Source organism: Pedobacter sp. HDW13 (assembly GCF_011303555.1).
In the GTDB taxonomy this organism is placed as follows: Bacteria; Bacteroidota; Bacteroidia; order Sphingobacteriales; family Sphingobacteriaceae; genus Pedobacter.
Genome location: NZ_CP049868.1, coordinates 5,723,683 through 5,739,245 on the forward strand (window position 1 = coordinate 5,723,683; position 15,563 = coordinate 5,739,245).

13 protein-coding genes and 1 pseudogene are annotated in these 15,563 nt (G+C 39.2%); 8 read left to right on the plus strand and 6 right to left on the minus strand.

What is annotated here, in order from left to right; all coding sequences use genetic code 11:
- Positions 1–177 precede the first annotated feature (177 nt).
- From G7074_RS28025 to recQ, 3 genes are all read right to left on the minus strand, one after another.
- Positions 178–312, minus strand: coding sequence for a DUF2071 domain-containing protein (locus G7074_RS28025; RefSeq protein ID WP_199748423.1), 135 nt, complete (start codon positions 310–312; stop codon positions 178–180).
- A 76-nt stretch (positions 313–388) separates the two neighbouring features.
- On the minus strand, positions 389–1,201 hold the full coding sequence (kdsA, locus tag G7074_RS23775) for a 3-deoxy-8-phosphooctulonate synthase (RefSeq protein WP_124562457.1): 813 nt from the start codon (positions 1,199–1,201) through the stop codon (positions 389–391).
- Positions 1,202–1,302: 101 nt separating this feature from the next.
- On the minus strand, positions 1,303–3,492 hold the full coding sequence (recQ, locus tag G7074_RS23780) for a DNA helicase RecQ (protein ID WP_124562472.1): 2,190 nt from the start codon (positions 3,490–3,492) through the stop codon (positions 1,303–1,305).
- Positions 3,493–3,583: 91 nt separating this feature from the next.
- On the opposite strand from recQ, the gene G7074_RS23785 reads away from it, so the two are divergent.
- Entirely contained in the window at positions 3,584–4,552 is a 969-nt protein-coding gene (locus G7074_RS23785; RefSeq protein WP_124562458.1) for an SIS domain-containing protein, read from the plus strand.
- Between the two features lie 14 nt (positions 4,553–4,566).
- Positions 4,567–5,658 carry a mannose-1-phosphate guanylyltransferase gene (locus G7074_RS23790; RefSeq protein WP_166211720.1) on the plus strand — a complete coding sequence of 364 codons (1,092 nt, stop codon included), beginning with the start codon at positions 4,567–4,569 and terminating at the stop codon, positions 5,656–5,658.
- 87 nt (positions 5,659–5,745) lie between these two features.
- Here G7074_RS23790 and rlmB read toward each other — a convergent pair whose 3' ends face one another.
- A complete protein-coding gene (rlmB, locus tag G7074_RS23795; RefSeq protein WP_124562460.1) occupies positions 5,746–6,513 on the minus strand; it encodes a 23S rRNA (guanosine(2251)-2'-O)-methyltransferase RlmB in 768 nt (255 codons plus the stop codon).
- A 202-nt stretch (positions 6,514–6,715) separates the two neighbouring features.
- Here rlmB and dnaB point away from each other — a divergent pair, with 202 nt between their 5' ends.
- Complete coding sequence (gene dnaB / locus G7074_RS23800) at positions 6,716–8,278, plus strand: replicative DNA helicase (protein WP_166211723.1); 1,563 nt, start codon at positions 6,716–6,718, stop codon at positions 8,276–8,278.
- 313 nt (positions 8,279–8,591) lie between these two features.
- On the opposite strand, the gene chrA is transcribed toward dnaB, so the two are convergent.
- Both chrA and G7074_RS23810 read right to left on the minus strand, forming a co-directional pair.
- Positions 8,592–9,809 (minus strand): chromate efflux transporter, encoded by a 1,218-nt coding sequence (gene chrA, locus G7074_RS23805; RefSeq protein WP_124562462.1) that lies wholly within the window; start codon positions 9,807–9,809, stop codon positions 8,592–8,594.
- Positions 9,810–9,846: 37 nt separating this feature from the next.
- Entirely contained in the window at positions 9,847–10,182 is a 336-nt protein-coding gene (locus G7074_RS23810; RefSeq protein WP_124562463.1) for a tetratricopeptide repeat protein, read from the minus strand.
- Between the two features lie 62 nt (positions 10,183–10,244).
- Here G7074_RS23810 and G7074_RS23815 point away from each other — a divergent pair.
- From G7074_RS23815 to G7074_RS23835, 5 genes and pseudogenes are all read left to right on the plus strand, one after another.
- Positions 10,245–10,981 (plus strand): annotated as a pseudogene (locus tag G7074_RS23815) (electron transfer flavoprotein beta subunit/FixA family protein).
- Positions 10,982–11,070: 89 nt separating this feature from the next.
- The gene (locus tag G7074_RS23820) at positions 11,071–12,039 is read left to right on the plus strand and encodes an electron transfer flavoprotein subunit alpha/FixB family protein (protein ID WP_124562465.1); all 969 of its coding nucleotides are present in this window, start codon (positions 11,071–11,073) and stop codon (positions 12,037–12,039) included.
- A 52-nt stretch (positions 12,040–12,091) separates the two neighbouring features.
- Positions 12,092–12,706: a bifunctional nuclease family protein gene (locus tag G7074_RS23825; RefSeq protein ID WP_124562466.1), complete on the plus strand. Its 615-nt coding sequence runs from the start codon at positions 12,092–12,094 to the stop codon at positions 12,704–12,706.
- Positions 12,707–12,879: 173 nt separating this feature from the next.
- On the plus strand, positions 12,880–14,259 hold the full coding sequence (locus G7074_RS23830) for a nucleoside permease (RefSeq protein WP_124562467.1): 1,380 nt from the start codon (positions 12,880–12,882) through the stop codon (positions 14,257–14,259).
- An 8-nt stretch (positions 14,260–14,267) separates the two neighbouring features.
- Entirely contained in the window at positions 14,268–15,398 is a 1,131-nt protein-coding gene (locus tag G7074_RS23835) for a DUF3667 domain-containing protein (protein ID WP_124562468.1), read from the plus strand.
- Positions 15,399–15,563: the final 165 nt, after the last annotated feature.

Below are 15,563 nucleotides of genomic sequence, written 5' to 3' on the forward strand. Positions count from 1 at the left end.
CACAAAAGATGCTTCATTGCATTCAGCATATAAAAATCGCGAAATCACATCGCTATAGCTTTAAGACCCCACCTGCACGGGAATGACTGTCTAAATTCGCTAGAGGTGGGTGTCTCTTTAATAAATACCACGCCACGTTTCCAGTCATCTCCCGCTTTAAACCTCAGGTTTACTTCTTCAAAAAGTACTATGAAAAAGTACATTGAAGCCAAGCAGCTTTACGTCGACAAACATAAATCCAACCAGGCTTACATAATATTTCCCCTCCCAACTATCAAATTCAGTATTAGGCGGTAAATACTTTAAAAGAATTTCCTTATCTACAGCATACTGTGCAAGTGCAAGCTTACTCCCTCTGCAGTTAAGAAAACTCCTTTGTTTGAAACCATTACAAAACCGCTTGTCTGATACGGATCAGTTTGGTTAAAGTTTCTTCAAGCAAATCTAAATGCAGCATATTGGCTCCATCAGATTTGGCATTAGCCGGATCGGGATGTGTTTCGATGAACAGGCCATCGGCACCAACGGCAATGGCTGCTTTAGCAATGGTCGAAATTAATTCGGGTTTACCACCAGTAACACCGCTGCTTTGGTTGGGTTGCTGCAAGCTATGGGTACAATCCATCACCACGGGTACGCCAAAACTTTGCATTTCGGGTAAACCGCGATAATCAACTATTAAATCCTGATAACCAAAGGTATTTCCTCTGTCGGTTAAAATCACTCTATCATTACCGGCTTCTTTAATTTTCTCCACTGCAAATTTCATCGAACCAGCTGATAAAAACTGGCCTTTTTTTACGTTAACTACTTTGCCAGTTTGGGCTGCTGCAATTAACAAATCGGTTTGGCGACATAAAAATGCCGGAATCTGCAATACATCTACATAAGCTGCTGCCATAGCCGCTTCATCACTTTCGTGAATATCGGTTACTGTAGGCACACCAAATTCGCGGCCAACCCTTTCCAAAATCCTTAAAGCCTTTTCATCGCCAATGCCTGTAAATGAACTGCCTTTGCTCCTGTTAGCTTTGCGGTAAGAACCTTTAAAAATATAAGGAATTTTAAGTTTATCGGTTATGGTAATAATCTTCTCTGCAATGCGCATGGCAATTTCTTCGCCTTCAATAGCACATGGACCAGCCATTAAAAAGAAATTCCCTGAATCTGTATTTTTTATTTTATCTAAATAGTTAAGCATGTAAAATGGATGATGTGTGATGGAAGATGTAAAATGGATAATAGACAAGAAGATGGGAAAAATAACTGGATACATGATCCATATTACCTTTCCCATCTTCATTAATTCCCTAGTTCTGACATGAATTTAATGCGCATCAATTGAATTTCTTCGCGCGTGTAGTCTGTTTCGCCTAGCTCGTTTAAGGCTTCATCAATAGAATCGCTTTCTGCAGCCCTGAAATAATCAAAAACTTCATCCTGTCTGTCGTCATCAATTACTTCATCAATGAAATAATTCAGGTTGAGCTTTGTTCCGGAGTTTACAATCGATTCTACTTCTTTAAGGATTTCCTCGTAGGTAATACCTTTTGAATCGGCAATATCTTCGAGGCCAATCTGCCGATCTATATTCTGGATGATGGAAACTTTCATTTGCGATTTATTGGCCTGGGTTTTAATAATCAGGTCAATCGGGCGCTCAATGTCGTTATCCTCTACATATTTTTTAATCAGTTCAATAAACGGCGTTCCGAATTTCATTGCCTTTCCTGAACCTACACCAGAAATCTGACGAAGTTCATCCATAGCGATGGGATAATGTGTACACATTTCCTCCAGCGAAGGATCCTGGAATACCACGAACGGTGGAACGTTTTTCTGCTTAGCGATTTTTTTACGTAAATCTTTCAGCAACGATAAGAGGTGCGTATCTAAAGCACTTGTGCCTTGCTTAACATCATCATCATCATCGTCGGCACCACTTTCAATCGGCTCGTTTAAAATAAACTTCAGGCTGTAAGGGTTAACAATAAAATCTTTTCCCTGCCTGGTTAATTTTAATAAACCATAATTATCGATATCCTTAAAAAGGAAATTATTTAACACTGCCTGGCGTACAATCGATTTCCACATCAGTTCGCCATCTTCTTTACCGATACCGAACTCAGGTACTTTGCTGTGCTCATAAGCAATGGTCTGGGCAGTTTCTAAACCTAAGAAAACATTCAATAAATGGGCATCATCAAACTTCTCGCCTGTTTTTTCTATGAATTTTAAAAGGGTAGACAATTGATTTTCAGCATCAAATTGCTTTTTAGGCTTCTTGCAGTTATCGCACATGCAATTACAGCCTGTTTCGTTAAAGTTTTCGCCAAAATAATGCAAAATCTGTTTACGGCGACAAACGCCCGATTCGGCATAATCAATTACTTCTTTTAATATCTGTGTACCAATTTCCCTTTCAGAAACCGGTTTATCTTTCATAAACTTAGCAAGCTTATCTACATCTTTTTGCGAGTAGAAAGCAATACAAACCCCTTCGCCGCCATCACGTCCGGCCCTACCTGTTTCCTGGTAATAGCCTTCCATGCTTTTAGGCACATCGTGGTGAATTACAAAACGTACATCCGGTTTATCGATCCCCATACCAAAGGCAATAGTGGCTACAATCACCTCGGCATCTTCCATTAAAAATTTATCCTGTGTTTCTGCCCTCACCTTAGGGTCTAAACCTGCGTGGTATGGCAAAGCACTAATGCCGTTTAAGTTTAAAGCTTCGGCAACTTCCTCTACTTTTTTACGGCTTAAACAGTAAATAATCCCAGATTTACCGGGATTGGATTTAATGTACTTGATAATCTCTTTGGTAATATCGCGCTTGGGGCGGATTTCGTAAAACAGGTTCGGCCTGTTAAATGATGATTTAAACAGGGTAGCTTCTGTCATCCCCAGGTTCTTCATAATATCCTGCTGCACTTTTGGTGTAGCGGTAGCCGTTAAAGCTATAATTGGAATATTATTGCCCAAACCAGCGATAACCTGTTTTATTTTACGGTATTCAGGCCTGAAATCGTGCCCCCATTCAGAGATACAGTGTGCTTCATCTACCGCAACGAAAGAGATTTTAATCAGATTTAGAAATTCAATATTATCTTGCTTTGCTAGCGATTCAGGTGCAACATACAATAATTTGGTCTGACCGCTTAAGAGATCAGATTTAACTTGCGTAATTTCAGATTTATTGAGAGATGAATTCAGAAAATGAGCGATACTGTCATTTCCACCAAAAGCCCGCAATTGGTCTACCTGGTTTTTCATTAATGCAATTAACGGAGAAATAACAATTGCCGTCCCTTCGCTCATTAAAGCTGGTAACTGATAGCAAATCGACTTTCCTCCGCCTGTTGGCATAATAACAAATGTGTTATTGCCTTCTAAAATATTTGTTATGATCGACTCCTGATCACCCTTGAAATTGTCAAACCCGAAGAAATTTTGTAGGTTATCAAATAACGACTTTTTCACGTCCATTTTGTGTAATAAAATATGCGATGCTATTTTTCTATCCAAAATAACATAATTTTACAAGAATTTCAAGTATTAACAGACAATTATTTTCTCTTTGAAAAGTAAAAAATCAATTATACAATCGGCTGTAAGCACTTTAGAGCTCGAAGCAGCAGCAATATTAAACGTTGCCAGAAATATTAATGACGATTTTGAAAAAGTCGTAACCAGCATTTTACACTGCAAAGGCCGGGTGATTGTAACCGGAATTGGCAAAAGTGCAATTATTGCCCAAAAAATTGTGGCCACCTTTAATTCAACCGGTACACCAGCTATATTTATGCATGCTGCCGATGCCATTCACGGCGATTTGGGCATGATCCAGATAGACGATGTAATTATCTGCCTTTCAAAAAGCGGCAACACGCCCGAAATTAAAGTACTTGTTCCCTTACTCAAAACTTCGGGTAACCTTTTAATTGGTATGGTAGGTGAATTAGGCTCTTTCCTGGCCGAACAGGCAGATCTGATTCTGAACACTGCTTTCGAAAAAGAGGCTTGTCCGCATAATCTGGCTCCCACTACCAGTACCACTGCACAACTTGCCCTGGGTGATGCCCTGGCTATTTGCCTGCTCGAATGCCGTGAGTTTAATGAAGCAGATTTTGCGAAATACCACCCTGGTGGATCCTTAGGTAAAAAGCTGTATCTAAAAGCGAGAGACCTGGCCCTATCCAACGAAAAACCATCTATTTCACCCACAGCATCGGTAAAAGATGTACTGATCGAAATTAGTAAAAACCGTTTAGGCGCCGTAGCTGTTGTAGATAACAACAACCATATACTTGGGGTAATTACCGACGGCGATATTAGGAGGATGTTGGAAAACAACAATACAATTGAAAATTTAAAAGCCGAAGATATTATGGGCAAAACACCCAAAAGCATCCAACATGATGCTTTGGCAGTGGATGCCCTGGAGATTATCAAACAAAATAACATAACACAGTTGTTAGTTCTGGAACAAAACACTTACTTTGGCATCATCCATTTGCACGACCTCTTAAACGAGGGGATTGTGTAATTTTAAAACATAAAATGAATAAAGATTATTATGCCTTAATTATGGCCGGCGGCGTAGGAAGCCGTTTTTGGCCGGTAAGCAGAACAGAATATCCAAAACAATTTATTGATTTCTTTGGCATTGGTAAAACACTGATACAAAGTACTTATGACAGATTTTTAAAAATCTGCCTACCTGAGAATATTTTTATTGTTACCAACGAGATTTATGTAGATCTGGTAAAAGAACAACTGCCGCAGTTAAGCGAAAACCAAATATTAGCAGAGCCATTACTTAGAAATACGGCACCATGCATTGCCTACGGAAGTTTTAAAATTGCTGAGTTAAACCCCAATTCTACCATTGTAGTTGCTCCTTCCGATCATACCATTGGCAATATGGACGAGTTTATAAAATCGATAGAACAATCTTTAGATGCAGCATCGAAAAATGATTGCTTGATTACTTTAGGCATTAAGCCAAATCGTCCGGATACGGGATACGGATACATACAACACACTGATTATGTGCTAAATACCGATACAGATTTACACAAGGTTAAAACATTTACAGAAAAACCCAACCTCGAACTGGCCAAATCATTTATTCAAAGTGGCGATTTTTTATGGAATGCGGGAATTTTCATATGGTCATCAAAATCCATTCTGAAAGCTTTTGAGAAACACTTGCCCGATATGTATGAAATATTCAATCTGGGCAGGGCTGACATGAACACAGCAGGTGAAAAAGAGTTTATCAACAATGCTTATTTTCAGTGTACTAACATCTCTATAGATTTTGGCATTATGGAAAAAGCCGAAAATGTATATGTGCTTCCCTCCGATTTTGGCTGGTCTGACTTAGGTACCTGGGCTTCGATTTACGAAATGGCCGAAAAAGATTACGTTGGAAATGCAGTTATCCCGTCAGAACAGGTTATTATGTTCGATTCTTCGAACTGTATGGTAAATGTACCAAAAGATAAGCTGGTGATTATGCAGGGTTTGCACGATTATATTGTAGTAGAAAACAACAATATGCTAATGATTTGCCCAAGAAACGAAGAACAACGTGTTAAAGAATTCGTTGCAGAAGTAAAATCGCGTTTTGGCAATAAATTCATTTAAAGATGTAACATGGACGATGTAAGATGGATGATGTAGCATAGTTCCGCATCCCCCATCTTACATTTTCCATCATACATCCATCTTACATTAAATGCTTCTTTGTCTGATCGCTTCGTATATAATTACGCCTGCCGATACAGAAACATTCAAAGATTCGATTTTGCCGGCCATTGGTATTTTAGCCAGATGATCTGCAACCCTTAACAAATCGTTCGAAATCCCTTCATCTTCCGAGCCCATTACAATTGCTGTTGGCATGGTATAATCAGGCGCATATATTAAATCGTTTGTTTTTTCTGTACAGGCTACAATCTGTAAGCCACTCTCTTGTAAAAACAAGCAGGTTTTGTGCAAGTTGGCATGGCGGCAGATGGGAATGCTGAACAGGGCTCCGGCCGATGTTTTAATGGCATCAGCATTAATCTGTGCAGCATTTTTTAATGGCACCACGATGGCATGAACACCCGCACAGGATGCCGTCCGTGCAATAGCGCCCATATTGCGTACATCAGTTACGCTATCTAAAATCAAAATTAAAGGTACCTCTCCTTTTTCAAAAATGGCAGGTACAATGTCTTCAATATTTTGATAGGTAATTGGCGAAATTACCGCAATAATGCCCTGGTGGTTTTTCTGCGACATCCGGTTCAGTTTCTCAATAGGAACTGAATTTAAAGGGATTAAGGTATCTTTTAAAAGTGCTTTCAACTCCAGAAATAATTCGCCCCCAAGGCCACGTTGCTGATAAATGGTTTCAATATCCCTTCCAGCTTTAACAGCTTCTATAACAGCCCTGATACCAAATACAAACTCATTATTCTCTTTTGCGCGTTGCGGTCTTCTAAAATTATCCATGTTCTAAAATTGTTAGGCAAAAGTATTCAAATAAAATGTTTTAGCCCTCATCTATGTTATTCTTATTCACATTTAATTGTTCAAAAAAAAAAAATGTTTCCTAAAACCCATAAAAAAATCAATATGATTATGCTTCAATTTGTTAACAAAGAGCTAGTAACTTATTCAAACAAGCCCATCAAAATTTAACTACTTTTGTGGAATGAGTAACGATAATGAACAAGGCGGAAAAAATAGCTTCGCTGCCCGAAAGAGCAGACTGAGCAATACAGTAAGTTCGATGGGAAAAATCCCACCACAGGCATTAGACTTGGAAGAGGCAGTTTTGGGAGCACTCATGCTCGAAAAAGATGCCCTATCAGCTGTAATTGATGTTTTAAAACCGGATGTTTTTTACAATATCGCCCATCAAAAGATTTTTGAGGCCATCCACGTTTTGTTCCAAAAATCGAAACCAGTAGATATTTTAACCGTTACTTCAGAATTGCGTACCATGGGTGCGTTAGAAATTGTGGGTGGTGCATATTATATTACCAGTTTAACTAACCGGGTTGCTTCGGCCGCAAACATCGAATTTCATGCCCGTATCATTTCTCAGAAATATATTCAGCGTGAGCTCATCAGAATATCGACTGAAATTATTACCAATGCCTACGAAGATACTACTGATATTTTCGATTTACTGGACCAGGCAGAAAAAGGACTTTTTGAAATTGCCCAGAATAACCTGCGAAGAGATACGCAGAAAATGGAGGATATCATTAAGCAGTCGTTAGCATCGCTTGAAGAATTAAGAACAAAAACAGATGGTTTAACTGGTGTTCCAACTGGTTTTACCGGATTAGACAGAATTACCGGGGGCTGGCAAAAACAGGATCTGGTAATTATTGCTGCGCGTCCGGCGATGGGAAAAACCGCATTCGTACTTACCTGCGCACGCAATGCAACGGTTGATTTTGCCAAACCATGTGTGGTGTTCTCGCTTGAGATGTCGTCTGTTCAGTTGGTTAATCGTCTTATTTCAGGAGAAGCCGAAATTGAGCAGGAAAAAATCAGAAAGGGAAATTTACAGGAGTGGGAATGGCAACAGCTGCACAGCAAAATTGGCCGCTTAACCGAAGCTCCCCTATTAATTGATGATACACCTGCACTGAATATTTTTGAGTTCAGGGCTAAATGTCGGAGGCTAAAATCGCAGTACGATATTCAATTGGTAATTGTCGATTACTTGCAGTTAATGCACGGTAAAGGCGAAGGTAAAGGTGGCGGTAACCGTGAGCAGGAAATCGGTAGTATTTCAAGGGCACTAAAATCTGTTGCTAAAGAGCTAGATGTACCGGTACTGGCACTATCACAGTTAAGTCGTGCGGTAGAGAGTAGACCTGGTTTACAGGGAAAAAGGCCAATGTTATCCGATTTACGTGAATCGGGTTCAATTGAGCAGGATGCGGATATGGTATTGTTCTTATACCGTCCTGAATATTACGGTATCACCGAAGATGAGCAAGGAAGATCGCAAGCAGGTATTGGTGAGGTAATTATTGCCAAGCACCGTAACGGTGAAACCGGTATTGTACCACTTAAATTCGTAGGTAAGTTTGTTAAGTTCCAGGATCTGGAAGATGATTTTAACGCACCGCCGAGTTCTTTTGCAGCTGATCCGGCAGCCGGAATGTATCCATCTCAAGATTTTGAAAAACAAAGCAACGTAATCATCCGTCCTTCAAAAATGGATGATTACAGTGATGATGATCCACCGTTTTAATAATCAGTTGTCATCCTCAGCCTCCCGATGAATCGGGATAGGTAGTCGAAAGAGCCGGTTAACTAAATCAAACTATGGTCCTTGTAATCAGGATCACACTATAAATATAAAGGCCTCTATTCTTATAGAATACAGGCCTTTATCGTTTTTAACCATACACTTAATTACCACTAAATCCTGATAATCTCTGTGAAATAACGAATGGGCGGTGGGGACACCGCTCACCTGATAGATCATCATAAGCTCAGAACATATATCGATTAAACAAAAGCCTATAATTATAGGCTTAAAGCATATATCATTTAGCTAAACACTAAAACAAATAGGCCAATAGTATACCGGCTAAGACGATAATTGGCGGGCTCACTTTGGTAAAGTTGAGCAAAAGAAACGTAATCAGCATAATGCCTAAAAATAACCAATTAAAACCCATTGGAATTAACAGGAGAATAAAAGCGGCAATAATAAAGCCTACACTTACAGCATTAATGCCTGAAAGACTGTGCTTAATTCGCGAGATTTTTTTAAGGTCATCCCAAAAAGGTACGATAAACAAAACGAGGATTAAGCCTGGTAAATTAATACCGATTACACCAATTAAACCTCCTAAAATCTGTCCCCAAAGGCCATAACCAAAATTTTTCATGCTTAGTGCCCCCAGGTAGCTGGTAAAAGAGAAGGTTGGTCCGGGTAAGGCTTGTTGTAGTGCAAAGCCCGATAAAAATCCAGAGGCGTGCAAATAATGCTTCATCTCTACAAACTCGGTAAACATTAAAGGTACCAACACCTGTCCGCCTCCAAAAACCAGTATTCCATTACGGTAAAAATTCTCCAATAAACGAATAGGCAAACTAAAAGGCGATGTGCGGTTAATGATAGCGCCCACTAATGCGAAAAGCAACAAAGCACCCAAAAAATAGATTAGTTTTCGGGGGTTAACATTCGAAAATAGTTTAACCCTGAGTTCGGCTTCTTCTTTAGGGGTTTCAATGGCTGATGAGATCATCCCTCCGATTAAAATAGACAAGGGAAAAACATAGGCATTCCGTAGCACCAGCGTGGCAATAACCGAAGCAATGGCCAGAAATATGGATACCTGAGAAGAAAGCACTTTTTTACCCAGCTGCCATGCGCCATAAGCCACAATACCAAGCGCAATGGGCTGAATATATTCTAAAACCGCATTAAATTTTTGCTTCTGATCGAGCATGGCATAACTGATTGCAGCAAAAGTCATAATGCTGGCTGTGGGTAAAATCCAGATCAAAAAAGTAATAATAGCCAGTTTCAGCTTCCCTACTTTCCAGGCTATACCTACTAATGTTTGCGTGGAGGCCGGCCCGGGTAATACCTGCGCCAGTGCATTTAACTCCAAAAGCTCTTCTTCGGAGATAAATTTAGTACTCTGTACAAAATATTTAAGCAATAAAGCCAGATGCGCCTGCGCCCCACCAAAAGAGGTGAAGGTAAAAAAAATAACATTCCGGATAAACAGCCACTGCTTTTTGGCAGCAATAGGTTTGGTTTGCATCAATTAAAACTGATAACTGTTAACTAACAAGACTAAACTAGTCATCTTCATAATCTAATCCTGCTGCCGAATTGTAAGCGCCCTGCAATTCGGAAAAAGCATGCATATCGCGTTTATTGCGCGCCACTTGCATTCCCTTTTGATAAATTTCGATTGCTTTTTCTTTCTGTCCGTCTCTTTCAAATAATTTACCCAAATGGTAATAAGTGCCAACATAATCGGGATGCTTATCAGTTAACTGAAGGTAAAAAGAATAGGCTTTTTCTTTATCATTTTGCACGTTATACTCTGTGGCTAAGGCATATAGTATAAACGGATCGTTGGGATCACTTTCTAAAAAATCTAATAACTTACTTAAACGGGTACTTGACATTTTTATTCCTTGCTTTTTTAATTAAATTTGCAGAAAGACCTTATATAATAAACATATAACATATGAAAATATTAGTTTGTATCAGTAATGTGCCAGACACAACGACAAAAATAACTTTTACCAACGATAATACCGAATTCAATACCGCAGGAGTACAATATATTGTTAACCCTTACGACGAAATTGCACTGGCAAGGGCAATTGAGCTAACTGAAGGTGGTAAAGGAACAGTAACCGTAATCAATGTGGGCGAAGCCGCCAACGATCCAACCATTAGAAAAGCACTTGCAATTGGTGCCGACGATGCAGTTAGGGTAAATGCAGCTCCAAGAGATGCATATTTTGTGGCTAAGCAAATTGCAGAATACGCTAAAGACAAAGATTTCAATGTTATTTTAACCGGTCGCGAATCTATCGATTACAATGGCAATCAGGTTGCAGCCATGGTTGGCGAATTTTTAGATATCCCTTCGGTATCGATTATCAAAAAACTGGATATAGACGGCGATACAGCAACTATCGAAAGAGAAATTGAAGGCGGGAAAGAAGTATTAACCGTTTCGGGTAAATTTGTAGCCAGCTGTGCTGAAGGTGTAGCCGAGCCTAAAATCCCTAACATGCGTGGTATCATGAGCGCAAGAACAAAACCTTTAGCAGTTGTAGAGGCTGTTGCCATCGACGAGGTAACCAAGGTAACCAAATACGAAACCCCTGCCCTCGCGGAACAGTTAAATTAATTCCTGCCGATCAAACCGAGCAGTTAATTAGCTTGTTACACAGCGAAGCTAAAGTAATCTAGTCAGTTAGCAATTCAGTTGACTGACCGAGCAGAGATAAATTAATAATAATAAATATAATACTCCCGCTAAGGGATTTAAGGATAAATATATGTCAGTATTAGTATATGTAGAACAAGCTGAAGGTAAATTTAAGAAATCTGTATTCGAAGCCGTTTCTTATGCCAAAGCCATTGCCGATCAACAATCTACCAGCTTAACCGCCATTTCAATTGGCGATGTTGCCGAAAGTGAATTAAAAGAACTGGGAAAATATGGTGCAGCTAAAGTATTAAATGTAAGTGCCGATCAGTTAAAATCTTTCGTTAATCAAGCTTATGCCAGCGTTATTGCTGCTGCTGCCGAGAAAGAAGGCGCAGCAATTGTGGTATTATCTAACTCTTTCTCAGGTAAAGGTTTAGCGCCACGTATTGCAGTAAAACTTAAAGCAGGCTTAGCCGATGGCGCTGTTGAACTACCAAGTACTGATGGTAAATTTGCCGTTAAGAAAACTGCTTTCTCTGGTAAGGCTTTTGCCATTACCGAGTTAACTTCTGCCAACAAAGTAATTGCTTTAAACCCGAATGCATTTGGTGTTAAAGAAAATGCTATCGATGTAACTATCGAAAACTTTGTCGCTGATATTAAACAATCAGACCTGGGTACTGTTATTAAAGATATTGTTAGGGCTACTGATAAAGTTTCGTTACCCGATGCTGAGCTGGTAGTATCGGCAGGAAGAGGTTTAAAAGGCCCTGAAAACTGGGGAATGATAGAAGAGCTTGCAGGCTTATTGGGCGCTGCTACCGCTTGTTCTAAACCCGTTTCTGATGCTGATTGGAGACCACACTCAGAGCACGTTGGTCAAACCGGTATTGCCATCAGCCCGAATTTATACATTGCTATCGGTATTTCTGGTGCTATACAGCATCTGGCAGGTGTAAGCTCATCGAAAGTGATTGTGGTAATTAACAAAGACCCGGAAGCTCCTTTCTTTAAAGTAGCCGATTACGGTATCGTTGGCGATGCTTTTGAAGTTGTACCAAAATTAATTGAGGCATTAAAAGCACATAAGGGATAATATTTTACAGACCTTATAGGTTTTAAAAAACCTATAAGGTCTTATCATAAATATGAAAAAAGTTAAATTAGATATTGTAGGTTTATCTTACAGCCAGACTCAATCTGGTGCTTATGCCCTTGTTTTAGGAGAAGTAAATGGACGCAGGCGCTTACCCATTATTATTGGTGCGTTCGAAGCTCAGGCCATTGCCATTGAAATTGAAAAAATGACTCCAAGCAGGCCATTAACGCACGACCTGTTTAAATCGATGGCTGATACTTTTCATATCAACATTCAGGAAATTATTATCTACAACCTGGTTGACGGCGTTTTTTATGCCAAACTGATTTGTAGCGACGGCAAAAACACACATGAAGTTGATGCCCGCACCTCGGATGCTATCGCACTGGCTGTTAGGTTTAATGCCATGATTTATACCTACGAATTTATCCTCGCTTCTGCAGGTATTGTAATTGAAGGAAATGATTTTCTTTTTCTCGAAAATATGGATTCGATTGCTAAAGAACCTGAAGCCGATACCTTGCCTACCTCAGGCCAGCAACCAGGCTATAGCGATCTTACCTTAGAAGAGCTGCAACAAAAACTACAGGAGGCCATAGCCGAAGAAGCTTATGAAAAAGCAGCAAGGTTAAGAGATGAACTGAATAAGCGCGGAACTTCTTAATTTCCCACCTTCAGGCATTAAAAAAACTCAAATCTTTTCAGATTTTTCTACAAAATCTCACCAATAAAAAAGCTAAAACCCAAAATGATCCAAATTGTTTAAAATAATTAAGGATCATTTTGGATTATGACTTAAAATAGTTCTATATTCAGCTTTTAAACTAAACTATTATTATGAATGTTAAGTTTCGCTTAACTATAATGAGTTTCATGCAATTCTTTGTATGGGCTGCCTGGTTAATTACAATTGCAAATTATTGGTTCGGAACCAAACAATGGGATGGTGCAGATTTTGGAATTATTTTTTCTACAATGGGCATTGCCTCGCTGTTTATGCCTACTCTCACCGGTATTTTAGCTGATAAATGGATCAATGCAGAAAAACTTTATGCCATTTTGCATATTCTTTACGCGGCGACCATGTTTTACCTGCCACAGGTAAATGATGCACACACCTTTTTCTGGGTAATACTGGTAGCCATGTGTTTTTATATGCCAACCATAGCGCTTAGTAACTCCATTAGCTACACCACCTTAAAAAACGGCAATTTCGATGTAGTAAAAGACTTTCCTCCTATCCGCGTTTGGGGTACCATTGGCTTCATTGCTGCTATGTGGATTACCAATTTAACCGGTAATAAAGCCAGTGCCAACCAGTTCTACATTGCGGGTATAAGTGCTTTACTTTTAGGTGTATATTCTTTTACACTACCAGCCTGTAAACCATTAAACTTAATCAGCGATAAGAAAACATTTGCACAAAAACTTGGGCTTGAATCTTTTAAGCTTTTTGCCGATTATAAAATGGCCTTGTTTTTTATCTTCTCGATGTTTTTAGGGGCTGCTTTACAGTTAACCAATGCTTATGGCGATGTTTTTTTAGATGAATTTAAGTTATTCCCGGTTTTTGCAGAATCATTCGTAATTAAATATTCCACTATCATTTTATCGATTTCGCAGGTATCTGAAACACTTTTTATTCTGGCTATCCCCTTCTTTTTGAAAAGGTTTGGAATTAAATGGGTTATTGCCATTGCGATGTTTGCCTGGGTGTTGCGTTTTGGTTTATTTGCCTACGGCGATCCATCTACCAACCTCTGGATGATTATCACTTCTTGTATCGTTTATGGTATGGCATTCGATTTCTTTAATATATCGGGATCTTTATTTGTAGAAACATCAACTGCGCCAAAAATCCGTTCTTCTGCCCAGGGCTTATTCATGATGATGACCAATGGCTTTGGGGCTGTGTTTGGCAGTTTGGTTTCGGGCTGGATGATTAGCCGCTTCTTTACCACTTATTATCATAGTATTGGTTCGCTATCTAAATACGTTAAAAGTGAAGAAGACAATGCACACTTGCTTAAATTCTTAAAAAACAAAGGCATTGATGTGCTGCCAAACGGAGATCTGAGCAGGGCATTAGATGTAAAAGACTGGCATAACATCTGGTTAACCTTTACCATTTATGTACTCGTTATAGCAGTCGTTTTTGTTGTGATATTTAAGCACAAACATACCCGCGCCGAAGTAGAAGCCATTAATCATTTATAATCCGTCCCATGTCAGCTGGTAAGTACAGAAAAGAACACGATTGTTTAAACTGTGGTTCGCATGTAGAATCACATTATTGCAGTAAATGCGGTCAGCCTAATTTAGAATTAAAAGAGAGTTTCTGGGCTTTTATTAGTCATAGTATTGCCCACTATTTTCATTTCGATAACAAATTTTTTCAAACGCTTGCTCCACTCCTAACCAAACCCGGTAAAGTTACACTCGATTATCTGGCCGGTAAAAGAGCCAGGTACATCAACCCGGTGAGCATGTACATTTTTGTATCAATTGTATACTTTTTGGTGGTTTATTCGCCAAAGCATGTAGCAAAGGATAATCATGACGACGATGGCATCACGGTTGAAAAGAAAAAGAATCAGAATGTAACCGATAGTGTAAGCAAAGCGCTGAAGCTAGCAGGAATGCCTGAGAACAACGCTATTATTAAAAAGACCGTAAAATCTTTAGATAATGCGATAAAGATTAAAGAATTTAAAAAACTGGGGTTTAAGGACCAGGAAGTTGAGCTGAACCGGATAAAAGCCGAAAACGTTACACTTAAATCTGATTCGCTTGAAGATATTATTGATAATTACAATGATATCCATATCGAAAGGAACGACAGTACTTATGCGGCCTATCTGGTACGTCAGCAAAAACTTCCTTCAGCCGATCAGGATAGCTGGTACGAAAAGTTAATCAAAAAAAGGGCGATTAGCCTTGGCGAAAAATCGGAAGTGATTAATGAAACCCTGGAGCACAACAGGCCAAAACAATACTTTTTATTGATGCCGTTACTGGCGCTTTTCATCATGTGGAATTTCAGGAAGAATCACATTTACTATCTCAACCACCTGATTTTCACCATTCATGGGATGACCGCCTATTTTATCGTTCAGATTTTTACAGCTCCGGTAATTAAGCATGTATTTGGAGGCAGTGGTGTCTTTACCAAAATTATCGAATTGGCTGTTTTGGTTTGGATATGCTGGTATATGTTCAATGCATTAAAGGTATTCTATCAACGCAAAACCGGCAGTATCATCTTTAAAATGTTCTGGATCTTCGTACTCTTCTGGATTGCGTTTAAGGTATCAGAATTTGTTATGATTAATTTAATTTATTACGTAGCTACGTAGCCCGCGCTTCGTTACTACTTAAGAGAGTCGTCAGCTCGATCGGAAGGTAGTAGAGCGGAGAGATCTAATTCATAAGTGTTATCGAGATAAATCTCTCCCTGCCTGTACGGGCTTACACTTCAGTAGAGATGACGGCTATTAGTAAAAAAGTATTACCCACAAAAA